Genomic DNA, 26,030 nt, shown 5'->3' on the forward strand with positions numbered 1-26,030 from the left:
CAGGGATGGCTTATGAATAAACCTGCAGAGCGGTTTGCATTTACCACCTCAGATGGGGTGACTCTCAGATACCTGCAGGCGGGCTCGGGGCCGACTCTGTTGATTCTGCATGGTTGGTCCCAGGGAGCTGCTTTATTCAAGCACCAGCTCGCCGGATTGAGTGATCACTTGCAAGTGATCGCCCTGGATATGCGCGGCCACGGCCTCTCTGATAAACCCTCACATGGCTACCGCATTGCCCGCTTGGCTAAGGACCTGCAGGAACTGATTACTGTCCTCAGGCCATATCCACTCTACCTGCTTGGCCATTCGGCCGGTGCTTCGGTTATCTGGAGTTATCTGGAGATGTTCGGCGATTCCCAGGTTTCCAAGTTGGTTTTTATCGATGAGCCCGCGGCCCTACTCGCCGATCCTGGCTGGTCGGAAAAGCAGTGTTTAGATGCAGGGGCAATTATCACGCCCGACGGACTTTACCAGTTTACCAACCAATTGATCGGGCCCGACGCCGAGCGAACCACTCGGAATATCCTGGAGTCCATGGTGACCCCGGTGATGTCCCCTCAAGAGCGAGACGAGTTGCTAGCGATTAACCTGCAATTTCCCCGAACTCTGGCAGCGCGCCTGTTTATTGACAATGTCACCCGTGACTGGCGAGATTTTATACCCCGCATTCAAAAGCCCACCATGATCACCTTCGGCAGGGCCAGTCCCCACCCGGTGGAATGCCAGCAATGGATTCACAAGCAAATTCTAGGTTCGCGACTGGAAATTATTGAGGCTAGCGACGGGGGCAGTCACTTCCTGTTTCTGGAAGCAGCAAGAAGATTCAATGCACTTCTGCGCGATTTTTTGGGCTAGCTCCACAGAGTTTTCCACAGGCGTTGCTTCAATCAAGGCCGCATTATCCAGTGGGTAACTAGGCAGCAACTTACAGATAATCTGGTTTTTATCATATTTTTTGAAACACCTTACATATTGAGGCGGTTTTTCTTGTGAATAACAATGATTAGGATGGTTTTATCTTAATCACGCTGCTCACACAGGAAGTTTTATCATGATGAAGGCCGTAGGTTACCAACATTCTCTGCCTATCTCTGACCCCCAATCCCTGCAGGATATTTCCCTGCCGGTTCCCAAGGCGACTGGGCGAGATTTACTGGTTGAGGTGCGAGCAATATCGGTAAATCCTGTGGATACTAAAGTGCGCTCCAGATCTGTACCGGCTGTGGGGCAGTGGAAAGTCCTGGGGTGGGATGCCGTGGGGATCGTAAGAGAAGTGGGTCCCGAAGTCACAGAGTTCGCCGTCGGGGATCGTGTTTGGTATGCAGGTGATATTTCCCGCCCAGGCAGCAATGCCCAGTATCAGTTGGTGGATGAGCGCATCGTCGGCCGAGCGCCCTGTAATTTGTCTGATGCTGAGGCCGCCGCCCTGCCCCTGACTGCTATTACTGCCTGGGAACTGCTTTTTGATCGTTTACAAGTCGAGGTGGGTAAAGAGGACAAGAGCAAGTCTGTTTTGGTGATCGGTGCTGCGGGAGGCGTAGGCTCCATTCTCGTTCAGTTGGCCCGGCGCCTGACGAATCTCAGGGTTATTGGCACAGCCTCACGCCCAGAAACGAAGGCCTGGCTGGAACAGCTTGGTGCGCATCATGTGATTAATCACTGCAATCCCTTGAGTGAAGCATTGGCAGGCGCAGGCTTCGGTGAGATCGATTATGTCGTTAGCCTGACCAATACTGAGGATCACCAAGCTGAGATCGTAAAGAGCATAAAGCCCCAGGGTAAGTTTGCGTTAATTGATGATCCCCCGTCACTCGATGTATCTGCATTGAAGCAGAAAAGCATCTCTCTTCACTGGGAGTTTATGTTTACTCGCTCGCTATTTGAAACTGAAGATATGCGCGCGCAAAATCAACTACTCAGTGAATTGGCTGGCTTAATTGATAGCGGGTTAATAAAGACTACTCTTGGCCAATTTTTTGGAAAAATAAATGCAGAAAATCTGCGCAAGGCCCATGCCATGGTAGAGTCAAAGGCGACTAAAGGAAAAATTGTCCTGGAAGGGTTTGAATAACTCCCGGGAAAAAATTTCTTTTGGGTCCTATTTGCGGATTTATTTTTTCTCTTAAAAGAACGGGTTATAAATAAATGACTCATTTTTTTGGGGGGGGAATAAATATAACTGTTTTTGGCGTGGGAAAAATTACGGATTCTCCCCAAAGATATATCTCATTTAAAGACATGAAAGTCATTTCTTTGCAGAATATATAAAAAATAACTCTCACGTCTACACTCGCCGGACATTGATGTTACGTGTTATAACCGGATTTCGGAATTTTCCCTGTTAAAGAGGTCCGGCCGATGAGCACTGTAGAAACAACAAGAAAAAAAACAGGCATCGATGCAGCAGTTATGAATGGTGACATTAATATGTTGCTGGGAGACCCTCTATTACCACCGACACAGGTACGTGAAGAGCGCAAAAGAAAACTGACAGCTGCTTTTCGATTATTTGGAAAATTTGGCTACGATGAGGGAATTGCCGGCCACATTACTGTACGGGACCCTGAGTTTGAGGATCATTTTTGGGTAAATCCCATGGGAGTGGCGTTCCAGAAAATGCGCATGTCGCAGCTACTGTTGGTCAACCACAAAGGGGAGGTGGTAGAGGGCGACGGTTATTTAAATGGAGCCGCTTTTACCATTCACTCCCATATTCACCGGACCCGCCCGGAAATTGTAGCGGCGGCCCACGCGCACTCTCTATTTGGAAAAAGTTGGTCTACCCTGGGGCGTTTACTGGACCCAATTACCCAGGATGCCTGTGCTTTCTTTGATGACCATGGTTTGTTGGATACCTTTTCTGGTGTTGTGCTGGAAATGGGAGAAGGTGCGGCCCTGGCACAAGCGCTGAGCCATTACAAAGCGCTGATATTGCAGAACCACGGTCTGCTGACTGTGGGAAAAACTGTGGATGAAGCTGCCTGGTGGTATATCACGATGGAGCGCAGTTGCCAGGCGCAATTAATGGCTGAGGCGGCGGGAAAACCGGTTTTGATTGAACCAGAAGTAGCTATCCGTACACGTGCGGTAGTGGGTACGGAGTTGGCAGGGTTATTCAGCTTCCAGCCATTATACAGCGTGATCTGCGAGGAGCAGCCGGATATGTTTGATTAGCTAAGTACACTTATGGCATCCGCAGTTTCCTATACTGGCTGAAATGATTAACCCGATGCATGTCGGGTTAAATGCCACTGCGCGGCGGGCCTCATAAGGATCCTGAGCAAGCGATGCACTATCTCGTAATTGCACTACTGTTGCTGTTAGTGGTGGCTCTCAGCCTTATTGTCGCGCGTATTCTCCCTTTGCCTATTCCCCTGCCGTTACTTCAGATTGTCGGCGGTTTTCTCCTCGGCAGTATTTTTGGCATCAAGATACCGCTAGACCCTGAAATCTTCTTCCTGCTTTTTATCCCGCCGCTGTTATTTCTGGCCGGTTGGCGTATCCCCAAAGGAGCTTTTTTCAGGGATCTCGGGTTAATTGCCACTTTGGCCGTTGGTCTGGTGATCTTTACCGTTGTGGGCATGGGGTACTTTATCTATTGGCTGGTTCCGGTCATGCCTATTGCCGTGGCTTTTGCCGTAGCGGCGATACTGGCGCCCACAGATCCGGTCGCGGTTTCTGCTGTGCACGGTGGCAACGCCATGCCGGCGCGACTGGAGCATATTCTCGCTGGGGAATCTCTGTTTAACGATGCCTCGGGGCTGGATATCTTTCGTTTCGCGGTAGCGGCCGCGATGACCGGAAGCTTTTCCTTTTCACAGGCAGTAGGTGGTTTTGTCTGGGTTGCCGTGGGCGGCATTGCTATCGGCGCTGGCGTTGCGTTTATTTGTGGGTATCTGCTGCGTTTGCTGGTGCGAATTGGAGGTGAGGATTCAGTAATACAGATACTGGTGAGCCTGCTGGTGCCTTTTGCCGCCTACATGACGGGGCAGAGTCTCGAAGTCTCGGGCATCCTGGCGGCCGCAACAGCGGGTATAGCTACCCACTACACCAGTTTGCATGGCTCGGAAATGTCCACTACTCGTATGGATCGTCGCGCGGTCTGGAATACAGTACAAACAGTATTGGATGGGATTATCTTTGTATTACTGGGGGAGCAGTTGGTGCGCCTATCTGAGGTGGACCTAGTGGGTACCAGGCATACGGGCTTAGGCGTGGTGGCTCTATATATCCTGGCAATCTCACTGGCCCTGCTGTTACTGCGCTTCGTCTGGGTATGGGTGTCTCTCTACTTTTCCCGTTTTCGTCAAAGTATTCGCTCTCTCTCGGAGCATTTTACTTTGGTGAGTGTTTTGACTGTGGCTGGAGTGCGTGGCGCAATCACTTTGGCCGGTGCTTTCTCCTTGCCCCTGCTGTTGCACGACGGTTCGCCCTTGCCAGGGCGAGAGTTGGCACTGGCAATCGCTATGGGGGTTATCCTCTTTTCACTATTGCTGGCCAGCTTTGCTCTTCCACTTTTACTGAAGCATTTACCGGACACACCGCAACTGGCAGCGATTGGCGATGAGCGGGGCGCAAGAATGTCTGCGGCCAAGGCTGCAGAGCAGCGTTTGGTGGTACTGCGCAGCAGCATCAATGCGCATTGGGAGCATAAAGATGTTGCTTATGAGGTCGTCGATCATTTGCTTGAGGTATATCGTCGTCGTATCAGCACCGGCGACGATGAATGTGATGAACAGGTATGGGTGCGTGCGCGAGTGGAGCGTAATTTCCGCCTGGCGGCTCTCGCCGCCGAGCGCAAACAACTCCTTGCCTTACGGATACGCAGGGAAATCGATGATGAACTGCACCGCAAACTGGTATTGGAATTGGACCTGGTAGAGGCCAGCCTAATATCAAAAGGCTAGGCAGCCACTTCCTTTTTGAGCGCTAAGACTTCTCTGTCTCCGGCTGTGCCTCCTCCCAATAGTGATCCAGGTGCAGATCCTTATCGCGTCTGTCCTGTTGCAGAGCTTGCAACAGTTGCTCACGGTAGATGCGTGCCTGGGCGATATGCTGGGTTTCATCGCGCCAGTAAGGAAACAGCGCCTCCAGCATGCGCTCATCATGCTGTTTGAATTTTCGTGCAGCCCGCCGCGCCTGCAGGGGGCTGAGGCCAAGCAGTACCAAAGCTTTTTCGCCGATTGACAGCGCCGAGTCTACGGTCTCGCGGAAGATATACTTTACTCCGGCTTCCATCAGCGCGTATTGATGCATACGGTTGCGCGCCCTGGCGAGGATAGTCAGGTTGGGGAAGTGCTTTTGTAGCTGAGCGATGATTTCCAGGGAGGCAGCCTGGTCGCTCAAGGTCAGGATCACCAAGCGTGCACTCTTGGCGCCGGCTGCGCGCAGCAGGTCCTCTCGAGAGGCATCGCCATAATAGGCCTCAATACCGTAGCGACGTACCAGATCCAGCTGTTCTGCATTGCGTTCCAGCAGTGTGGTGCCGAAGCCACAGGCATTTAACAGGCGCCCGGTGATCTGCCCAAAGCGGCCGTACCCGATAATGATTACCGGCGAGCCATGGTCCACTGGTGAAGGGCTATCGGGCACCAGGGGGCCTTCCGGCCCAACCAGGAAGCGCGGCTGGATGAATTGTTCAAATACAAGTAGCAATACAGGTGTGAGCGCCATTGTCAGAGCGATTAGCGCCACCAGCAGGCTGCTTGCACCCGCATCCAATACCTGGATTTGGGTGGAAAAGGACACCAGTACGAAACCGAATTCCCCCGCTTGGGCCAGGGACAGGGCGAATAGCCAGTCCTCTCCTTTTGACAAGCGCATGACCCGCGCCAGGGCGAATAGGACGGCGAATTTCACCAAGACCAGAGCGATTACCAGCCCAAATAACAGCATCGGATTTTCTGCAATCTGGGCGAAGTTCAGACTGGCGCCCACGGCGATAAAAAAGAGCCCCAACAGCAGCCCTTTGAACGGTTGTATATCCGCCTCCAATTCGTGGCGAAATTCACTTTCCGCCAGCAGGACACCGGCGAGGAAGGTGCCCAGCGCAGGGGATAAATCCAACCAGCTCATGACCGCGGCGGCGGCGAACACAATAAGCAGGGAGGTGACAGTAAACATCTCGCGCACCTGGCTTCCCGCTACCAGGCGCAGTAATGGGCCGAGCAAGTAGCGGCCGGCAATTGCAAAAGCGGCGATGGTACCAATAACTGCGGCGGCATATTGCCATCCACTCAGGCCACTGGCATGTGCCTCGGCGGGGGTGCCGGCAAGGAGTGGCAGCAGAGCAAGGATGGGGATAACGGCGATATCCTGAAACAGCAGCACAGCAAAGGCGCTGCGTCCGCCCTGGGTTTTCAGCAACCCCTTTTCACTGAGGGATTGCAGCACGATAGCGGTGGATGACAGGGCTAAGATCAGACCGATAGCGATCCCGGACCGCCAACCCAGGTCGAATAAAAGCAGCGCCACTCCGGCAATTGCGGCGGCGGTTAACAGGAGTTGGGCGCTGCCAGTGCCAAGAATCGCACCGCGCATCTGCCAAAGTTTTTTCGGCTGTAATTCCAGGCCAATCAGGAACAGCATCAGCGCTACACCAAATTCAGCCACATGCATCTCATCGCTGGCATCGCCTACAAGTCCCAGGGCGCTGGGACCAATGGCTACACCGGCGAGCAGATATCCGAGCACTGAACCGAGGCCCAGGCGTGTGGCGATGGGCACGGCAATTACCGCTGCCCCCATAAAAATGACCGCCTCTAGGAGGAAGTTAGAGTGTTCCATCAATCAGTATTCGCTATTTGGCAGTTTGTCGTTGACTGGCTTCCACCGCGCTCTCCGGCTCGGCAAACTCCCGGCTGCGGCGGATTAATGGGGCTATGGTAGAGCCCTGCACCACGATAGAAAAGAGCACCACGCCATAGGTCATCACCACCCACAGGTAGCGCAGGTCTTGCCCCTGCACGAAGGCACTGCCGGAGGGAATAGACATAGCCAGGGCCAGGGCCAGGCCGCCCTTGAGGCCGCCCCAGATCAGTATCCGGCTGGTATAGGGGTGATAGCGCCGCCGTCTTTTCAGGTACACGAAGGGCACAGTCACTGCCATGACCCGCGCCAGCAATACGATAACAATGCCTACCACCATTAGCAGGTAGTCTGCCGGACGCAGGTCGATAGTGATCAGGAACAGACCCACCAACAGGAACAACAAGCCGTTGAGGAAGTCTTCAGTGATATTCCAGAAGTTATCCAGTTCATGCTGGCTAACCCGGGAAAATCCGCGTTCACGGGTAAAGTTGCCGATAATAATGCCGCTTACCACCATCGCCAGCGCGCCGGATACACCGAGAATATTGGCCAGTGAGAACCCTGCCGTAGGGATTACCAGAGTGAGCAACAATTCCAGGCTGTGGTCATCGGTGCAGCAGATTAACCAATGAAACAGTCCACCAATTATCAACCCCAGTAAAATGCCGCCTACAGCTTCTACGATGAATAGCTCTGCGACGGCGGGAACAGTCGGCTGGCCACCTTCAAATGCCACGGCATATATGACCGCAAATACTACGATACCGAAGCCATCGTTAAACAAGGATTCCCCTTCCACCTGGATGGAAACCTGCTCTGGTGCTTTCAGGTTCTTCATAATTGCCAGCACGGCGATGGGATCAGTGGGAGAGATAAGTGCGCCAAATAACAGGCAATAGATAAAGGCTACTGGCATATTGATCAGCATCAGGAACCAATACAGCAGTGCACCGACGACAAATGTGGAAATCAGGGTGCCGACGATCGCTAGCAAGCCGATTTCCAGTTTTTGGTTGCGCAGCTCCAGAAGGTCGATATGCAAACTGCCAGCGAAAAGCAGGAAGCCCAGCATGCCTTTCAGCAGGATATCCTCCAAATTGAGCAGTGGCAGTAGCTGGTCCGCCCAGGTGCGCAATTCCACCACCCCCAGTTTGCCCAAACCAGTCACGATCAATGACAGTGCCAGGGCGCCGGTAGTGATCGCAATCGTAGTTTGTGCGCGCAGCACATACTGATTAAGAAAACCGAGAAAAACCGACACGGCGGCAAGAAAACAAAAGGTGTAATAGACTTCCATGCCGTGCGTGGACTCCAGGGGTGAAATTTCCGGGACGACTCCCAACCCTTAAATAAAGGAGCAGTGGCATCTGCTCTCTCAGCGGGCAAATTTATCAGTTTTGAGCGTGCCGTTATTGTAGTCGCGAGAGGGCCGCTCGATTTTCTCGTGAGGAGGGCTCAGGTTACCGGAGTTACGCAGGGGCGCGCCTTGTGGATACAGACGGCCAACGCCTCTTTAGGAGCGCGCAATTGTAGCGGCTCTCAGGTAGTACACAACTGCATTTTTCATTTTCGTGCTGAGCTAGGTCATAAGGGTAGTTAAAGCTGTTAGGGCATGATTTTTATCAATTTTTGACACCTGATTCCTTATTTAAGTGTATTTTAGCAGTTCCTCCGCCTGTGCCATTCATCTCCCAGGTTGGTTTCCAACTACACTGGATGCATTCCACTGTCTCTTATTTCCCCACAGCAAGAGAGCAAGTCATGGAGAATCATCACGTATTGTGCGACACCTCCAAACTGGTTGGGCGGGTGTTGATGTCCCTGATCTTTATTTTTGCCGGCTGGAACAAAATTGGCGGCTATGAAATGACGGAGGCCTTTATGGTATCCATGGGGCTCCCTGCCCTGTTGTTGCCCCTGGTGATCGTGGTTGAGTTGGTGGGTGGGCTGGCGGTATTTTTTGGTTTTTTTACCCGCATATCAGCGCTGATTCTCTTCCTTTTCTGCCTAGCCAGCGCTTGGATGGTGCACTTTGCTCCCGGTGACTCGGGGGAGATGACCAGTTTTATGAAGAACATCGCTATTGCCGGTGGCTTCCTGATTCTCGCGTGTGCTGGCGCCGGACGGTTCAGCCTGGACCACTGGATACGTAAAAAGTAGTTTTTGAATGCGTATTTGGAGGCTATTCGCGATAGCGCCTGGAGGTAATGATGGGCCTTTTGGTCGAGGGCCAGTGGCACGACCACTGGTATGACACCGACAAGCAGGGTGGCGAGTATTTGCGGGAGGCGGCACAACTACTCAACTGGATAACAAATGATGGAAGCCCCGGGCTAACTGGCGAGGGCGGCTTTGCGGCCGAGGCCGGTCGCTATCACCTGTATGTCTCCCTCGCCTGCCCCTGGGCTCACCGCACGCTGATTTTCCGTACATTAAAAGGGTTACAGGACTCTATCGATGTCTCAATAGTCAGCCCCTTTATGCGTGAATATGGTTGGTCTTTTAATACCCAGGAAGGTAGTAGCGGTGATCGACTCTTCCAGAGTGACTACCTATACCAGCTTTATCAGCGCAACCGCCGTGATTACAGCGGGCGCGTTACTGTGCCGGTACTCTGGGACAAGCAGCGTCAATGTATAGTGAACAATGAGTCGTCGGAAATCATCCGCATGTTCAACAGTGCCTTCGACCAACTTACCGGTAATGAAGAGGATTTTTACCCGGAAGACCTGCAAGGCGATATCGATGCCACCAATGATGTGGTGTACGAAAACGTGAACAATGGTGTCTATCGAGCCGGATTCGCCACCTCTCAGGAGGCCTACGAGCGTGCTTATGAATCTTTATTCAGTACTCTCGGCCAGTTAGAGCAGCGCCTCGAGAATAACCGTTATCTGACGGGCGACAGGGTTAGTGAGGCTGACTGGCGCCTGTTCACCACACTAATCCGTTTTGATGCGGTATATCACGGTCACTTCAAGTGCAACAAGCAGCGTCTGGCGGATTATAAAAATCTGTGGGGTTTTACCCGCGAGTTATATCAGTGGCCCGGAGTCGCGGAAACTGTGGATTTTTTCCATATCAAACATCATTACTACGGCAGCCACCTGCACATTAACCCTACCGCTATCGTACCAAGGGGGCCTGAGCTGGATTACTCAGCACCCCATAGACGCGGCCAAACGATTTAAAAGAGCACACCTATACTGCTGGTTGCTGTGAAACTGCTACCCGAGGATCACCATGAAACTCTTCTACACTCCCGGTGCCTGTTCCCTGTCCCCACATATTGTTGCTCTCGAAGCGGGTATCGACCTGGATTTGTGCAAAGTTGATTTGAAGACTCACACCATGGAAAACGGCGATGACTTCAGGAAGATCAATCCGAAAGGGTATATTCCCGCATTGCAGCTTGAAGGGGGGAGATACTGACTGAGGGATCGACGATAGTGCAGTTTCTCGCCGAGCAAAAACCCGATGCGCACCTGGCCCCACCTGTGGGAAGCCTCGCCCATTACCGCCTGCTGGAGTGGCTTAATTTCCTCAGTGCAGAAGTACATCAATTGTTTAAGCCCTTATTCTGGGATGGTCCAGAGGATGAAAAAAAGCAGGCGAGGGATAGCTTGGTGCGGCGTTTCGACTATATCGAGAAGCACTTAAATAAAGATTATCTGATGGGCGATGAGTTCTCAGTGGCGGATGCCTATCTGTATGTGCTGTCCCGCTGGCTGGAAGCCCAGCAGTTCGACATGTCACAGTGGCCCAAACTGCAGGCTTACCAGGAGCGTATGGCGCAGAGACCATCGGTAAAACAGGCGCTGCAGGAGGAAGAGATTTAGAGGAATGCCGGGCCCCTGTGAATTACCGCGGGGTAAAGCGCTTGTTCACGGGAATATCGGACTCGATGGGCTTGCGGGCCTGTGCAATTACCACCGCGGAAAACAGTGCTGCTACCGCACAGCCAAACATGGACCCGGCGATGGGCACCAATGTCCCAGTGTGCAGGCTGCTCACTACACCACCGAGAACCCCACCGGTAATAAAAATCGTTGCTCCATAGAGAGCGTTGGCGCTGCCGCTGATTTTAGGGAAAAACTCCAGGTAGCAAGCAGCGGCGTTGGGCCCGGTAATACCGATACAACTCATCACCATCACCAGGGGCACCATCCACAGGGTTATTTCGCGGATACCTGTCAGGGTGCCGAGCAATAGCAGACCACAGCCCAATATCTGCAGTGTGATACCAGCCAGCAGTATATTTCGCGGCTGGAACAGGTTCAGCAGGCGAATATTGACCTGAACCATGCAGATCAGGCCCAAAATGCAGGCACCGAAGAACAGGGGGAAATTACTGGCACTGACCCCGAAATAATCCATAAAGACAAAGGGGGCGGTGGTGATATAGATAAACATTGAGCCGCTGACACAGGCCTGGGCTCCCAGAAAACCCAGGGCTCGGCGGTTGCCCAGCACCTGGCCGTAGCTGGAGATCAGCGAACCCAGGGGCATCAGCTGGCGTCGCGCACGGGTAAAGCGCGGTACCGTCTCCGGTAACAGTAGGCGCACGAGTACCAGCATGGCTACTGCGTACATAAGTAAAAATACAAAAATGCTTTGCCAGCCGCCAACCGCCAGTAGCAGCGCTCCGATTACCGGTGCAATCAGGGGGGCGATCAGCATGATGGTGCTGATCATGGAGATAATCTTGGCTGCTTCGCGTCCACTGTGCAGGTCGCGCACAATTGCCGCACAGATCACCGTGGCAAAGCCACCGCCTATGGCCTGCAGGAAGCGCAGGATAATCAGCTGGTCGACATGATCGGTGAACAGGACCAGTAAAGAACTGACGATATAGATGCAAAGACCGATGGTGCCGACCAGGCGTCGCCCCCAACGATCAGACAGGGGGCCTCCACACAGCTGCCCCAGGGCAAAACCGAGCAGGAAACTCGAAACCGAATACTGCACCCGCTCCACTTCGGTATCGAGTGCCGCCGCCATGGCCGGGATTGCGGGCAGGTAACTGTCGATCGAGAAGGGGGTCAGGGAAACCAGGGCCGCCAGCCAGACCACCAGCCAGCGCGGCGCCTTCTGCTCAGTGGTTAAAGCGGTCGATGTCATGCAATTGCTCTGGTACGACTTGGAGGGCGGTTCCACGACGGCGGCAGCAGTGCTATCGAGCTAAAAGCGTAGTCGCGGGGAAGTGGCCATGGTAGAAGGCCGTGAGCACATTATCCAGTGCCCACGCTGGAAGGGAGCAACTTAGTGCTTGTCTTCCCGAAGTGTGTACAAACCCTGTTTCAGTTTTAACAGGTGCTCCTGTAACTGTGGTCCTTTGCGCTGGGCTACGCCAATAGCGAGAACATCGATTACCACCAGATGGGCAATACGAGAGGATAGTGGAGTGTAGATCTCAATATCCTCCTCTACATCCACCTCCAAAGGGATGCTTGCCTGCTGTGCTACTGGTGAACCACTGGGTGCCAGGCCGATTACCAATGCACCCTGTTCTTTCGCCATTCCCATGGAGCGCAATAGCGCCTTGGTGCGTCCACTTTGTGAGATGGCAACCACTACATCGCCCGGGACCATGGACATGGCCGACATATTCTGGATGTGATGGTCGGAGTGAGCTGCGGTTGCCAGTTGCAGGCGGAAGAATTTGTGCTGGGCGTCGGCAGCAACGGCACCGGAGGCGCCAAAACCAAAAAATTCGACGCGCTTGGAGGCGGCCATGGTTGTCACTGCGGCTTCCAGTGCACGATCATCAATCCTGTCGCGCACCTTAAGTAGCGTGTCCACGGTGGAGTCGAAGACCTTGCGCTTGTACTCGGCGATAGTATCGGTTTCTGTCACCGCGATCTGCCCAAAGCTGGGACTTGAGGCCAGCTGCTGTGCCAGGTTCAACTTGAACTCCTGGAAACCGGAACAACCCACGGCGCGGCAAAAGCGTACCACTGTGGGCTCGCTCACCTGGGCTTCGGTGGCCAGGTCAACAATACGCATATGGATGATTTCATCCGGGTTAGCGAGAATATACTCCGCCACCTTGCGCTCCGATTTGCGCATGGATGACAGTTGTTCACTGATTCGTTGCGTGACTTCCGCCGGTTTCACAGGGCTACCTTCGCTATGCCAGATGGCGCAGTGTAGCCGCTGCGCCCCCCGCTGGCGAGCGGCTTTGCGTTGTTGGAGTGGGTAAAATGCTGTTTATTTACACAGGTCTTGTGCGGCAGCTCTGGTACAATCCGTGCCCATGGACGTATCTCAGATTCTAGACCCCCTCAACGACGCCCAGCGCGAAGCGGTAGCCGCGGCGCCCGGCAATCAATTGGTATTGGCCGGAGCTGGCTCGGGTAAAACCCGCGTGCTAGTACACCGCATCGCCTGGTTAATGCAGGTGGAAGGGGCTTCACCATACTCTGTTATGGCGGTGACCTTTACCAACAAGGCTGCACGCGAGATGCGCGCGCGTATTGAGGAACTACTGGGGGTGAATACCTTCGGTATGTGGGTGGGTACCTTCCACGGTCTTGCCCACCGCCTGCTTAAGGCCCATTGGCAAGAAGCCAAGTTGCCGCAGAACTTCCAGATACTGGATTCCGACGACCAATTGCGCCTGATTAAAAGAGTGCAGGCAGATCTGGGTCTGGATGATAAGAAATGGCCACCGCGGGAAACCCAGTGGTGGATCGGTGCTCAGAAAGACGAGGGCCTTCGCCCGCAATATATTAATGCCGGCGCCGATCCCTGGTTGCAGACCATGGTGCGAATCTACTTCGCCTATGAGGAGGCCTGCCAGCGCGGTGGATTGGTGGATTTTGGTGAGCTGCTGCTGCGCGCCCACGAGCTCTGGCTGAATAATGACAGCATCCTCGCTCATTATCGCAGACGCTTTCCATTTATCCTGGTGGATGAATTCCAGGATACTAACACCATTCAATACGCCTGGTTGCGCCTGCTCGCCGGTGAGCAATGCCATATCACGGCGGTCGGTGACGATGACCAGTCCATTTATGGCTGGCGCGGTGCCAAGATCGAGAATATTCAGCACTTCTCCGCAGACCTGCGCGAAGTACAGACGGTGCGCCTGGAGCAGAATTACCGTTCCACCTCCACCATTCTTAACGCCGCCAACGCGGTTATTGCTAACAACAGCGGTCGCCTGGGTAAGGAACTGTGGACTAAAGGTGAAGAAGGTGAACCTATCGCCGTCTATGCCGCCTATAACGAGCAGGATGAATCGCGTTTTATCGTTGAGCGCATCAATAACTGGGTACGCGATGGCAACCGCCGCGACAGCATTGCCATCCTCTACCGCTCCAACGCCCAATCCCGGGTGCTTGAAGAAGGGTTATTGCGCGAGCAGGTGCCCTACCGTATCTACGGCGGCCAGCGTTTCTACGAGCGTCTGGAAATCAAGAACGCCCTGTCCTACCTGCGCCTGATTACCAACCGCGATGACGACACTGCTTTTGAGAGGGTGGTCAACACCCCCACTCGTGGCATCGGTGCGCGTACGGTGGAAATGGTGCGTTCCTATGCCCGTGAGCAGGGCTGTTCCCTGTGGCAGGCAGCCAAACTGATGTTGCAACAGCGGGTGCTCGCTGCCCGTGCCGGCAATGCCCTGCAGAGCTTCCTGGATCTTATTAACCAGCTGGCTGCAAACGCCGAAGACAAAGAGCTGGATGCCATTGCCGAGGACGTGATCGAAACCAGCGGCCTGCTTGAATTCCATGGCAAAGAAAAAGGCGAGAAAGGCCAGACCCGTGTGGAAAACTTGCAGGAACTGATCACTGCTTGTCGCGCCTTCTCCGGTGTAGATATGCCCGAAGGGGAGGAAGATGAGGAAGAGATTCCCCTGCTCAATCAGTTCCTCGACAGCGCCGCCCTCGATGCCGGAGAAGGTCAGGCGGATGAGTTTGAGGATGCGGTCCAGTTAATGACTCTGCACTCTGCCAAGGGCCTGGAGTTTCCCCTGGTGTTTATGGCCGGTGTGGAGGAAAACCTGTTCCCCCACAAGATGTCCGCACAGGAGCCTGGCCGCATGGAGGAGGAGAGGCGCCTCTGCTACGTGGGGATTACCCGCGCCATGCGTAAGTTGTATATCACCTACGCGGAAAACCGCCGCCTGTTTGGCAGTGAAACCTATAACAGCCCGTCCCGCTTTATCGGCGAGATTCCGGTCAATCTGGTACACGAAGTACGCCTCAAGACCGAGATTTCCCGGCCGCTCTACCAGGCGGATTATGGCAAGGTGGGCCAGTTTTCCGATCCGGCACCGGACCTCGATGATTTACCGCCACTGGCCCTGGGTGGTCGAGTGGAGCACGCCAAGTTTGGTGAGGGCACAGTGGTGCAGTTTGAAGGGAATGGCCCGCGCACAAGGGTACAGGTGAATTTCGATGATGCCGGCAGTAAATGGTTAGTCGTGGCTATGGCAAAGTTGCAGCCCCTATAAAATTCTGTTTAGAGTAAATCGGAAATCATCTTGTAGAAATGGACCTGATCAGGCTCCGGTAATACCGGAACCATAATAAATAAAAAACAATTAGCTGAAAATCAGCACGTTAAAAGAAAAACGATAATTAAAAAACAATGAAAAAAATTAATTGGTACCCAGTTATTATATTGGGCCTTCTCGCACTACTCGTGATCACCTTTGCCGCGTTGGTAACCTCCCGCGCAGCACAGGGACCTGAAAAGCACTTCTCGGATACTGGTGATAAAGAGCTGTTTGAGTGGAAGCTGGTTACCACCTGGCCAAAAAATTTCCCCGGCCTTGGCCAGGCACCGGAGCGCTTCGCCAAAGAAGTGGAGCAGATGTCCGCTGGCCGTCTTAAAATCAAGGTCTATGGTGCTGGTGAACTGGTGCCTGCATTGGGGGTTTTCGGTACTGTTTCCGAAGGTGCGGCGCAGATGGGGCATGGTGCAGCCTATTACTGGAAAGGCAAGATTCCGGCGGCCCAATTTTTCACTGCGGTGCCTTTTGGCTTGAATGCCCAGGAAATGAACGGCTGGCTCCACCACGGCGGTGGTTTGGAGCTCTGGGAGGAAATTTATGAGCCTTTTAATCTGATACCCCTGGCCGGTGGCTCCACCGGAGTACAGATGGCGGGATGGTTTAATAAGCCGATTAACTCTGTCGAGGATTTAAAGGGCTTAAAAATGCGAATTCCCGGCCTCGGTGGTGAAGTATTAAACCGGGCCGGTGGCACCGCGGTCACTATCCCCGGTGGTGAACTTTATACCGCGCTGCAGACTGGTGTAATTGATGCGACGGAATGGGTTGGCCCATACAATGATCTAGCTTTTGGTTTTCACCAGGTTGCCGAGTACTACTACTATCCCGGCTGGCATGAACCCGGCTCAATGATGGAATTTATCGTCAATAAAAAAGCTTTTGATCAGTTGCCAAAAGATTTACAGGCAATTGTACGCGTGGCAGCCAGAGAGGCGAACCAGGATATGTTGGATGAGTATACCGCGCGCAATAACCGCGCCTTGCGTGAACTGGTGGAAGAGCATGGTGTAAAACTCAGGCGTCTGCCGGATGATGTACTTTCTCATCTGAAGCAAATCAACACGCAGATCATGCAGGAGACTGCAGATAAGGATCCGGAGTTTGCGCGCGTGTATAAGGCCTTTAAGGATTTCGAGCGGGATGTACGGCCCTACCACCAGATTAGTGAAGAGGCTTATTACCAGACACGAGAGCTGGATAATGAGTCAAGATAGACAGAAAGTGCTGTTTTTCATAAAAATAATACTTTAACTTTTTCGAATAATAAGAATAATAGCGGCCGAACAATTAAGATCTATTACATAAAATTGGGGGGGGTTAAATGAAGACCAGTTTGCAGCTTTCTTTTGTTTCACTACTTATCTTTTTGACTGGCTGTGTTTCTCAGCAGGTACCAGTTCCTTTGGAGCAGTCTTTTTACGATTCAGATAACAAAACTGTTGGCTTGATACTAGAGGTGCCGGTAGTTCCTACCCTTTCATTTGAGGGTAATATTGGGTTGCTGGATTATGCAATTATTTCAGCGGCTACAGCTCCAATTTCTAAGCACCTAGAAACACTGGATACCCAAGAGTTTGTTGCTATTTCTGAGGACTTGAGTCATAGCTTGGAAGTAGAAGGTTTTAATCTGGTCCGATTGGAGAACTCTGAAAAAAAATTGAAGCTATCAAAGTTTAAAGATCCTGACACTAAAGATACCACCTATTTTGCAAAGAAAGACTACCGTGGTTATGCTGAGGAGCATCAGATCGATTATCTATTGAAGCTCACTGCTAATCGCGTTGGTTTAGCACGTCCATATTATGGGTTTATTCCTACAGATTCGCCTAGAGCTGTATTTAATATTACTGGAGAGATGATAGACCTGTCATCAAACCAATTACTCTGGTATTCAAATATAATACAGACTGCTTATGCGGCAGGTGAATGGGATGAAGCTCCATCGTACCCAGGATTAACAAATACTTATTATATTGTTATGAATAATGCTAAACAAAATATACTTACTGCTTTAGCTAAAAATGGTGCCGAAGATAATATCTTGCCGACAGAAGCGAACAGCGATATGCCTCTGTCCGAACAAGAGTAAATTTAAAAAATAACACAACCTATTGGCGGCAATAATTGCCGCCATTTTCTTATGAGAATATTAATTTTTATTTATTCAGCTCTAAGCCTTATTTCTGGATGTACAAGCTCTACTCAATATCACATCGCCACTATTGATATTGGGCAAATCGATAAGCTAGGGAATATCAACGTACAGATTGATTCGCTAGAGAATGGTCTGTTAACAGTAGATATATATCCGGAACCATGGCGTTATATTTCTATTTCATCGAATATTGCCGCTGCACAGTATTCAACACCTCCTCCTCCCTCGGGAACAAGCCCAGGGCAAGCTGCAGCAGTGGGTGTAGCTGGCTCCTTAATAGGGAGTTTAATCGCGAGTGAAATGGCGAAAAGTCAGGCTCAGAAAGAGGCTCAAGCACCAGCACAACCGTTAATAGATGCTCTTTCTACACTTGAGATAGAACCAGATATCCAAAAGAAAATATCTGAAATTATTCAGGTGTCAGATTTTGCTATTAACAGAGAGCTCACTAGTGGCGAAGAGCTGGAGTCCGATAGTGCTCACTTGAACTTGTCACCTTCAATTAAGCTGTCGAATACGCTCAGTGTGCTTAAATTTAATATAAACGCTGAGTTGAGGGATAAAAGTAATAAATTAGTATATCAAAACTCGGTTGAGTATTGGTCGGAAGAGTCAACTAATACCGTGAAGTCTGAGAATTTGTCTTACTGGAAAAGCGAGGATATGGAAGCCTTTCTCAATGAGTTGAACCTTGCTATTGCATATACTGCAAGTTATTTAGCGCAGTCTTTAAGTAACACACTACCCGAGGAAGAAAAGCAGCAAAAAACTCTCAAGGTGGCTAGTGATAACAGTTGGGTAATGCTAAGAGGCAACCTTTTATCTGATAATGATAGCGGGTGCGTGGTGATAAGGGATCTACGCGGAAATATAAAAATCATCCGCGGAAAGTTGTTATAAATATTGGGTGCCTAGTTAGATTACTTTGAAACCTTCAATTGAAAGGTAAGTTGTTAACCAATGAGGCCGAGTGAGTTTTGAAATCCTTTGCTCGGCCTGTCTGGGGTTTACAAGAGAGTATCAACTGTTACCCTAAGGCAGCGGTCTGGTATGGCCCCTATCGTCAATTGCGACAAAAACAAACTCACCTTCGGTGACCTTCACCTGCTCACCGGAGTCAACCCGTGTCAGCCACACTTCAACCATAGTCCTGATGGAAGAACGCCCTACCTCGATAGCCTCGGCATAGCAACTGACTGTGGAGCCGACCGGTACCGGACGCAAAAACACCATACTGCCAACCGCGACTGTGGTTACCCGGCCGCGAGCGATGCTTTGGGCCAGGATTGCGCCAGCTAGGTCCATCTGCGACATCAGCCATCCGGCAAATACATCTCCCTGAGGATTGGTGTCCCGTGGCATGGCCAGGGTTTGCAGGGTTAGCGTACCCATGGGTTGAGGGTTTTCATCTAGTGCTGATAGTGCGGACATCGACTGCTCACAGATTGTTAGAGTTATTGGCTACTGGTTCGGGAAAGGTGGCGCATTCTAACACAAATTGCGCAGTAATTGACCAGAATTAATCCAGGTTTTGCTGGCTAAAGCCAGCCTCGCTACTTCCCGACCACCTTTTAGATGGCCGGGAGCTTGGTGACCAGAGCTTTACAGGGCTTCTACCTCCAACAGATTGTCGTCCGGGTTTTTATCAATCATCTTAATGTAGGGGTCAATACCGGCGATGCTCGGTTTGCCCTCCACTTCGAACTCCAGCAAGGTGGTCTGCTCGCTAATTTCCTGCTTGGCGAAGTAGAGGACATTATCAGAGTTGGAATTTTTGTCGGGATCCTCCCTGAAAATGGCGATATCTATCCAGTTCTTTAAGGGAATTTCTTGCTCCTGCCCCTCCCCATCGGCCTCGAATTTATGCGCCTCCAGCTCCAGCAGAACACGATAGTTGCCGTTCTCCAGTAACTCGGAGGTCGCCTTTGCGACTTTAAGGTCAAAAAGAACCACCCTCTCCAGCATATCGGTGATCAGCTCCTGATTAGAGGCTCCGGCGTGGGCTCTGAGTCTCGCTACCAAATCCATACTGGTGGGGTAAGGGTCACTGGAGAAACCCTTCTCTTTCAGCAGCGATGCCAGGGCTGCGTTGACGGCATCTTCACCCATGGCGTCCTTGAGGGCGTACATGGCTACAGAGCCCTTACGGTAGTGGATATAAGGCTGGTTTTCATTGTGAGTCAGGGGAAGCTCCTCAAGCAGCTCGGTACCCCGCGCACTCAGGTAACGGTCAAGCTCATATTTGAGGAAACGACGTATTTTTTCCGGGCCGTATTCCTGTTCCATAACCATCAGTGCCGAGTATTGGGCCAGAGTTTCAGAGAGTAAAGTGGCGCCTTGCACGTTGGCTCCGACCAGCTGATGCGCCCACCATTGGTGAGCAACTTCATGGGCGGTCACATAGAAGACGTAATCAATTTCATCCGGGTCGCGGAGGTCGGCGACAAAGCCGATAGACTCCGAGAAGGGTACGGTGTTGGGAAATGCCTGGGCAAAACTTTCATAACCCGGGAATTCAACAATGCGCAACTGGCGATATTGGTAGGGGCTGAACGCCTCACTAAAGTATTCCAGTGACTTTTTTACGCCCTCGACCATCCGGTCCACATTGTAGTCGTGGGGTTTGTGATGGTAGACCTCAATGGCAACGTCTTGCCACCGATCTTTGACCACGGTGTAGTCCGCAGAAAGATAGGAGAAAAAGTTGTGAATTGGGGCATCCATCTTGTAGTGGAAAAAGTGGCGCTCCCCCTCCTGCCAGTCTTTTTGCAGGTAGCCGGGGGCCAGCGCAACTTGTCCCACTGAGGTACTGACGGTAGTTTCAAAATTGATCCAGTCGGAGTCGCTGCGCAGGTAGGATTCCCGGTAGTGATCTGTATCCTCCAGTTTGGGCATACGCTGCGGTGGGGGCAGGTCATGCTTCTTGCGCAGGTGGCGGTCGGTTAATTCAATATTGCCGTTGTAACCGATAAAGGGCAATGCCTCCAAGTTATTAAAGAAGGTCCCGTTCTTTACGAGGGTGGTGGAGGAGCCGGAGTTCATAAAGCCACGGCTGATCCTGCTCAGATCAAACTCTAAAGTGAGTGACTCCCCGGGTTCCAAGGGTTGCTCCAGATCAAAGAAATAGTGGCCGAATTGTTCATCCTTTTCGCGCAGTTTAGCCTGACTCAGGGATAGCTGGTTAACCCTGAGGCCCCGATCCAGCCCGATGCTTACCTCATTAATAGATTCATCGCGCTTATTCACCAGGAAGTAACGGCCCCGTACTTCGTAACGTCGCTCATCGGGGAAGATATCCACATCCACTTTGACATCGGTGATATGCGGTGCCGGGTTGTCTTCCAGGAATTTATACTTTTTCTCATAGTCTGCGGATAGCTGTTCGCGATCCTTGCTGGTTTCATAGTCGTTGAGAATATTGGTGTTGTAAAAAATAAAGGCACCACTGGCAACAAACAGCAGGAAGGCTGTGGCACCAGCTAAACGGCTTGGCAGCCCCAGCTGGAAGCGCAGGGCTTTGAACCTGCTCGTTAGTGGGGCCAGGGTGCCGCGCTGCCAGAGTCCATAACTCAATATCGCTAGTATCAGACTGAAGCTGGTCCAGTAAAACGCAAACCAGGCGCGACCCTGCTCAAAGTGACCATAACCATTCATATCCGAGTAGGGAGCGGCATTCCAGCCCGCAAACTGATAGAGATTGTGCTCATAGCCGAGGCTGTCGAGCACAATAGCGCTAATTAAGTAACCCACCATCATTAACATGCCAAGGAATTTATTGCGGGTTATAACCTGGACAAAGATGGAGAGGATAGCCATCAGATAGAAGGGCATCGCGAACTGGTACCAGAGGCCGTAAAAATAAAGCCCTGGTTCGAGAGTGGTGTATCCCTTACCCAATTGTACTGCGACAGTGGTGAGCATACTGGCAATCAATATACCGGCCAGAACCACCAGCATTGCGATAAATTTGCTGGCGACAAAAACCCAGCTCGGTGTGGGCACTGCATCCATAATTTCGTGGCAGCCGGCCTGGCGTTCACGCCATACCAACTCAGCCCCATAGTAGATCAGGATAATCATCATGATCAGGCTGAAGGCGCCCTGTATCAGGTTCACCATTGAGCGGGTAACAGGGTATACCGAGGTACCAAATATTGCTTCCAGGTTCAGGGAAGCACCCAGTACGTTGAGAACGCCAATTGCCAGAATTACCCAAAAGGCCAGGCCTTTAACCACAGTTTTTACTTCAAAACCGCTACGTACTCGGAATTGTTGCCAAATAGTGGCTGTGCCAAAAGTAGGGGCGACTCGCGGCAAAGGCTTGTTGTAACGAGGTTCTTCTTCTGGTTGACGTTCTAACGTGCGACGGCGTGACCAGAGTGGTTTACGCTCGGCAAAGGAGAAGTGTTTATAGCCAAATCCTATTATTAACAGGCTGGCGCCCAGCCATATTATACGGTTGGTCAGGTACTCCCCCTCCAGGGCAATCATGGAAGTATTGCGGTCGAAGGCGGTCCAATAGCGAGTAGCATTTTCGAAGGCGGCGAAACCGAAGGGGTCGGTCAGTGCGGCGATACTGCGATAGCTGGGCTCATCCATCATGCCCTGGCTGGTAAAATAGAGTACCAGAAAAGCAATCAACCCCAAGTAGGTAGCCATCATGCTGCGAGTTATGGCTGCCAGACTGAAAAACAGTGCGCTGCAAAACAGCATAGTGGGAAGGATGAGTGCAAATAATGTTTGTAGATAATGGGATACCTGGGTTGGACCCAACCGCTCGGGGTCCAGCCAGGGCATCCAGGAGCCGAACAGCATACCCAGGGCAGATGCTGAAAATGACAGGAAGGCGACTGCAATTGACCCCGTGAAGCGCCCCAATAAATAGTCACGCTTTCTGATAGGGGTACTGAAGAGGATACCATCCATTTTCATTTCGTGATCACGCAGTACCGGGTTGGCTGCGAATGCGGCAGTAATAAAAATGCTGAACAAACTCATGATCAGCAGTGTTTGCATGATCGCAAAAGGAGAGTTGATCAGGGTGCTGCCGCCGGCACCGCCGATTTGTATGTTGTTGGAGGCGGTAGCGCCGAACGTAAGTAGAAAAAATACCAGGCTGGTGACATAAAATATTGGCTGGCGCAATTGATAATGAAATTCAAACTTAGCAACAGATAAAAACATATAGGTTCCCTCCCCCGCCTCAGGCGGCGCTGGCCGTTTGAGACTCTTCGTTGCTGAACAAGGTGGAGAAGTAGACATCTTCCAGATCAGGTTGCAGCTGCTCAAACCCTATACCCGGTTGGGAGTCCGCCAGCACATGTACAACATGACGGCCGGCTAATAGGCGTGTGGAAATCACATCGAATTTATTGCGACACTCTTGCAACTCTGCTTTTCCGACAATGCGCCGCCACACGCGCCCTTGCAGTTTGGAAGTTAGCTCTTCCGGTTTGCCTTGCGCCACAATTTTGCCTGCGGCGAGAATTGCCATATTGGGGCACAAATCGGCAACATCTTCCACGATATGGGTGGAGAGTATTACCACCACGTTCTCGCCAATTTCGCTGAGCAGGTTATGAAAGCGATTACGCTCCTGGGGGTCGAGACCAGCTGTGGGTTCATCGACAATAATTAGGCGCGGATCACCGATCAGGGCTTGGGCAATGCCAAATCGCTGACGCATGCCGCCGGAATAGCCGCTCAGGTTCTTCTTTCGATCGCGAAATAAATTGGTTTGGTACAGTAGTTCAGCCACCAGTTCGCGGCGCTCTTTACGATTTCCAATTCCTTTTAGTACCGCCATATGATTTAGCATATCCTCTGCACTAATTCGTGGATAAACACCGAAATCTTGTGGCAGGTAACCCAGGGTACTGCGGATTTTCTGCGGACTGGTGACCACATCTATCCCATCAAAAGTGATAGAACCACTGTCTGCGAATTGCAGAGTGGCGATGGTGCGCATCAATGATGACTTGCCGGCTCCATTGGGGCCGAGCAACCCGAACATTCCCTTGGGGATATCCAGATTGACGTTATTTAGCGCGTGTACGCCATTGTCATAAGTCTTAGAAAGATTAGAGATCTTCAGCATTTTTAATTCCCTTTAGCTATTTTTTCTGTTCTTAATTATTTTGAATATCGATAGACCTATCTAAGAATTCTTAATTCCCTTTTGTTGCATTTGTTTATTTCGGTTATCGATAGGCGTACCTGTCTGTTGATAGAGAGGCCCTTGTGATCGGTTTTTAATCGTCAATGTAACAGGAGCGTTTGATAAAGAGAGGGACAACAAGGTGTGTTGAAAGTTTTAAAGGGCGAAGAGCTTTAATGCTGGTGTAGATAAGCGCGGAGTGTGGGATTTGTCCTTAGGACTCAAAGGAACCGGCGCAATTGAGCCGGTACCTTTGAGTTTCTTTAGCAGAAGTAAAAACGGGGCTTGTACCTGTTATTTTTGAATAATTCCCGGCAGCCAGGTTGCAAGGGATGGCCAGAGTGCCAACAGGCACAGCAAAAGAATCTGGATGGCTATAAATGGCGCAACACCACGATAAATAGCGGAGGTGGCTATGGAACTGGGTGCCACACCGCGCAGATAAAAGAGCGCAAAACCGAATGGTGGCGTCAGGAAGGAAGTCTGCAGGTTAATGGCAATCATTATTCCCAGCCATACTGGATCGACTCCCATCGCCAATAAAACCGGACCCACAATCGGCACTACTACAAAAGTGATCTCGATGAAATCGAGAATAAATCCAAGTAAGAAAATCACCAGCATTACTAACAATGTCGCGCCCACGACACCACCGGGCAGGCTGTGGAAAATACTGGTTACCAACTCCTCACCGCCATAACCGCGGAAAACCAGGGAAAACAGCGAGGCACCAATTAAGATAGCGAAGACCATGGCGGTTACTTGCAGGGTGCTGCGGCCAACCTCTCCTGCCCGCGCCCAATTCAGGGATCTGCGGCTGTAGGCCAGCAGGCCAGCACCCAGGGCACCAACGGCGGCGGCCTCGGTGGGAGTTGCGGCCCCGGTAATTATGGAACCCAAAACTACCAGCATCAGGGCGATAGGTGGGAAAAGGCTGCGAATCAGCGGCCAGATTTCCAGGACATCCTGTTCAGCGGCGGGGGCTCTGGTCGGTTCGCGGCGCGCCACGAACAACAGGTAAATAATGTAGGCTGCCACCAGCAGTAAGCCGGGAATAATGGCGCCAATAAACAGGTCGCCGACACTGACTGGTTTGGGGTTGAATATTCCGGCGGAGAGCTGTGCCTGCTGGTAGGCATTGGAAAGGGTATCTCCCAGCAGTACCAACGCAATTGATGGGGGAATGATTTGCCCGAGGGTGCCGGTGGCACAGATAGTGCCGGTGGCGAGTTTGGGTGAATAGCCCTGCTTCAGCATAGTGGGCAGGGACATCAGGCCCATAGTCACTACTGTGGCGCCCACAATTCCGGTACTGGCGGCGAGTAGTGCGCCAACGACCACCACAGAGATGGCCATTCCCGCCGGCGCACCCATAAATACTTTAGTTAGGTTGACCAGCAAATCCTCGGCAATTCGGGCTCGCTCCAGTATCACGCCCATCAGGACAAATAACGGCACGGCCACCAGGGTACCGTTTTGCATAATGCCATAGAGGCGGTCTGGAAAGGCACGCAGTAATTCCGCATCGAAGACGCCATACACAATACCCAGACCAGCGGTAATCAATGCTGTACCGCCAAGGGTAAAAGCCACCGGGTAACCAAACATCAACATTGCGCAGACGGTGGCAAACATCAGCAGGGGGATTAATTCCATCATGCCTCGGCCTCCTCTGCCGGCCTGAGTAACCGTGGCTTGGCCGAGGCTTTCGTTGTCGAGGCGGGCATTTCCATCAGCTGCAACAGTGCACGCATAAACTGGGCCGCACCTGCCAGGGCGAGGGTGATGGCCGCCAAGGGTATCAGGCTCTTCAACAGGAACACTCCAGGCAGGCCACCGGCATTGGCGCTGTCTTCAAGCACTGACCAACTATTCAGTACAAACTGCCAGCTGCTAATCAGTACAAAAATGCAAATTGGTAATAAAAAGATGAGATAACCTACGGCATTAACCCAGGCTTTGCCCGTTGGTCCCATGCGTCGATAGAGGATATCCACCCGCACATGGGCATCAGTTTGCAGGGCGTAGGCGAGGCCAAGCATAAAGACGGCGCCATGCAAATAGACTACGGATTCCTGTAGAGCGATAGAACCGCTGTCGAAAAGGTGGCGCAGTACCACGACGCAGCTTTGCAGTAAGACCATGGCCCAGGTAAACCAGGCCAACAGGTGACCGCTGCGACTGGAAAGACTCTCCAACGCACGGGCTCCACGCAGCAGAAAAGGCATGGGGGCTTCTCTCTTTACATCTTATTGTTATCTCGATTGCACGAAGGTTACCGTTTTGGCAGTCCATGCACCAGCCGGCCATATTTCGAGCTGTCATCTTTTTGTCATCTTTTGTTCATAGAATCGTCACCCGTTGTTCCTAGCATCGCCGCG

21 protein-coding genes are annotated in these 26,030 nt (G+C 51.9%); 12 read left to right on the top strand and 9 right to left on the bottom strand.

The window, feature by feature from the left end; genetic code table 11:
• Nucleotides 1–12 precede the first annotated feature (12 nt).
• From GL2_RS06920 to GL2_RS06935, 4 genes are all read left to right on the top strand, one after another.
• Nucleotides 13–858, top strand: coding sequence for an alpha/beta fold hydrolase (locus tag GL2_RS06920; protein ID WP_143729970.1), 846 nt, complete (start codon nucleotides 13–15; stop codon nucleotides 856–858).
• Between the two features lie 199 nt (nucleotides 859–1,057).
• Nucleotides 1,058–2,074, top strand: a complete 1,017-nt coding sequence (locus tag GL2_RS06925; protein ID WP_143732815.1) for a zinc-binding alcohol dehydrogenase family protein — start codon at nucleotides 1,058–1,060, stop codon at nucleotides 2,072–2,074.
• Nucleotides 2,075–2,361: 287 nt separating this feature from the next.
• The gene (locus GL2_RS06930; protein ID WP_143729971.1) at nucleotides 2,362–3,177 is read left to right on the top strand and encodes a class II aldolase/adducin family protein; all 816 of its coding nucleotides are present in this window, start codon (nucleotides 2,362–2,364) and stop codon (nucleotides 3,175–3,177) included.
• 113 nt (nucleotides 3,178–3,290) lie between these two features.
• Nucleotides 3,291–4,910 carry a Na+/H+ antiporter gene (locus GL2_RS06935; protein WP_143729972.1) on the top strand — a complete coding sequence of 540 codons (1,620 nt, stop codon included), beginning with the start codon at nucleotides 3,291–3,293 and terminating at the stop codon, nucleotides 4,908–4,910.
• 22 nt (nucleotides 4,911–4,932) lie between these two features.
• Here the strand turns inward: GL2_RS06935 and GL2_RS06940 are convergent, their stop codons facing one another.
• Both GL2_RS06940 and GL2_RS06945 read right to left on the bottom strand, forming a co-directional pair.
• Entirely contained in the window at nucleotides 4,933–6,750 is a 1,818-nt protein-coding gene (locus tag GL2_RS06940; RefSeq protein ID WP_232053781.1) for a monovalent cation:proton antiporter-2 (CPA2) family protein, read from the bottom strand.
• 52 nt (nucleotides 6,751–6,802) lie between these two features.
• Nucleotides 6,803–8,110 (bottom strand): sodium:proton antiporter, encoded by a 1,308-nt coding sequence (locus GL2_RS06945; RefSeq protein WP_143729974.1) that lies wholly within the window; start codon nucleotides 8,108–8,110, stop codon nucleotides 6,803–6,805.
• Nucleotides 8,111–8,574: 464 nt separating this feature from the next.
• On the opposite strand from GL2_RS06945, the gene GL2_RS06950 reads away from it, so the two are divergent.
• Genes GL2_RS06950 through GL2_RS06960 form a run of 4 tightly spaced genes read left to right on the top strand, consistent with a single transcriptional unit; the run spans nucleotide 8,575 to nucleotide 10,652 of the window.
• Entirely contained in the window at nucleotides 8,575–8,973 is a 399-nt protein-coding gene (locus GL2_RS06950; RefSeq protein WP_143729975.1) for a DoxX family protein, read from the top strand.
• A gap of 50 nt (nucleotides 8,974–9,023) precedes the next feature.
• Nucleotides 9,024–10,004: a glutathione S-transferase family protein gene (locus tag GL2_RS06955; RefSeq protein WP_143732816.1), complete on the top strand. Its 981-nt coding sequence runs from the start codon at nucleotides 9,024–9,026 to the stop codon at nucleotides 10,002–10,004.
• Nucleotides 10,005–10,056: 52 nt separating this feature from the next.
• Nucleotides 10,057–10,245: a hypothetical protein gene (locus GL2_RS21860; protein ID WP_232053782.1), complete on the top strand. Its 189-nt coding sequence runs from the start codon at nucleotides 10,057–10,059 to the stop codon at nucleotides 10,243–10,245.
• A gap of 17 nt (nucleotides 10,246–10,262) precedes the next feature.
• Entirely contained in the window at nucleotides 10,263–10,652 is a 390-nt protein-coding gene (locus GL2_RS06960; protein WP_232053783.1) for a glutathione binding-like protein, read from the top strand.
• Between the two features lie 22 nt (nucleotides 10,653–10,674).
• On the opposite strand, the gene GL2_RS06965 is transcribed toward GL2_RS06960, so the two are convergent.
• Entirely contained in the window at nucleotides 10,675–11,934 is a 1,260-nt protein-coding gene (locus tag GL2_RS06965; RefSeq protein ID WP_143729976.1) for a multidrug effflux MFS transporter, read from the bottom strand.
• Between the two features lie 141 nt (nucleotides 11,935–12,075).
• Nucleotides 12,076–12,882, bottom strand: a complete 807-nt coding sequence (gene hexR, locus GL2_RS06970) for a transcriptional regulator HexR (RefSeq protein WP_305073129.1) — start codon at nucleotides 12,880–12,882, stop codon at nucleotides 12,076–12,078.
• A gap of 187 nt (nucleotides 12,883–13,069) precedes the next feature.
• On the opposite strand from hexR, the gene uvrD reads away from it, so the two are divergent.
• The 4 genes from uvrD to GL2_RS06990 all read left to right on the top strand — a co-directional run bounded on the left by uvrD (nucleotide 13,070) and on the right by GL2_RS06990 (nucleotide 18,392).
• Entirely contained in the window at nucleotides 13,070–15,274 is a 2,205-nt protein-coding gene (gene uvrD, locus GL2_RS06975) for a DNA helicase II (RefSeq protein WP_143729978.1), read from the top strand.
• Nucleotides 15,275–15,411: 137 nt separating this feature from the next.
• Entirely contained in the window at nucleotides 15,412–16,551 is a 1,140-nt protein-coding gene (locus GL2_RS06980) for a TRAP transporter substrate-binding protein (RefSeq protein ID WP_143729979.1), read from the top strand.
• 107 nt (nucleotides 16,552–16,658) lie between these two features.
• Entirely contained in the window at nucleotides 16,659–17,426 is a 768-nt protein-coding gene (locus GL2_RS06985; RefSeq protein WP_143729980.1) for a hypothetical protein, read from the top strand.
• A 51-nt stretch (nucleotides 17,427–17,477) separates the two neighbouring features.
• Nucleotides 17,478–18,392 (top strand): hypothetical protein, encoded by a 915-nt coding sequence (locus GL2_RS06990; RefSeq protein WP_143729981.1) that lies wholly within the window; start codon nucleotides 17,478–17,480, stop codon nucleotides 18,390–18,392.
• Nucleotides 18,393–18,524: 132 nt separating this feature from the next.
• On the opposite strand, the gene GL2_RS06995 is transcribed toward GL2_RS06990, so the two are convergent.
• The 5 genes from GL2_RS06995 to GL2_RS07015 form a co-directional block, all read right to left on the bottom strand.
• The gene (locus tag GL2_RS06995; protein ID WP_143729982.1) at nucleotides 18,525–18,923 is read right to left on the bottom strand and encodes an acyl-CoA thioesterase; all 399 of its coding nucleotides are present in this window, start codon (nucleotides 18,921–18,923) and stop codon (nucleotides 18,525–18,527) included.
• A gap of 171 nt (nucleotides 18,924–19,094) precedes the next feature.
• On the bottom strand, nucleotides 19,095–22,676 hold the full coding sequence (locus GL2_RS07000; protein ID WP_172621082.1) for an ABC transporter permease subunit: 3,582 nt from the start codon (nucleotides 22,674–22,676) through the stop codon (nucleotides 19,095–19,097).
• 19 nt (nucleotides 22,677–22,695) lie between these two features.
• The gene (locus tag GL2_RS07005; protein ID WP_143729984.1) at nucleotides 22,696–23,589 is read right to left on the bottom strand and encodes an ABC transporter ATP-binding protein; all 894 of its coding nucleotides are present in this window, start codon (nucleotides 23,587–23,589) and stop codon (nucleotides 22,696–22,698) included.
• Between the two features lie 354 nt (nucleotides 23,590–23,943).
• The gene (locus GL2_RS07010; protein ID WP_143729985.1) at nucleotides 23,944–25,308 is read right to left on the bottom strand and encodes a TRAP transporter large permease subunit; all 1,365 of its coding nucleotides are present in this window, start codon (nucleotides 25,306–25,308) and stop codon (nucleotides 23,944–23,946) included.
• Complete coding sequence (locus GL2_RS07015) at nucleotides 25,305–25,877, bottom strand: TRAP transporter small permease subunit (protein WP_143729986.1); 573 nt, start codon at nucleotides 25,875–25,877, stop codon at nucleotides 25,305–25,307. Before GL2_RS07015 ends, GL2_RS07010 begins: the two co-directional genes overlap by 4 nt.
• Nucleotides 25,878–26,030 lie beyond the last annotated feature (153 nt).

The sequence above is a fragment of the Microbulbifer sp. GL-2 genome, from assembly GCF_007183175.1.
Lineage (GTDB): Bacteria > Pseudomonadota > Gammaproteobacteria > Pseudomonadales > Cellvibrionaceae > Microbulbifer.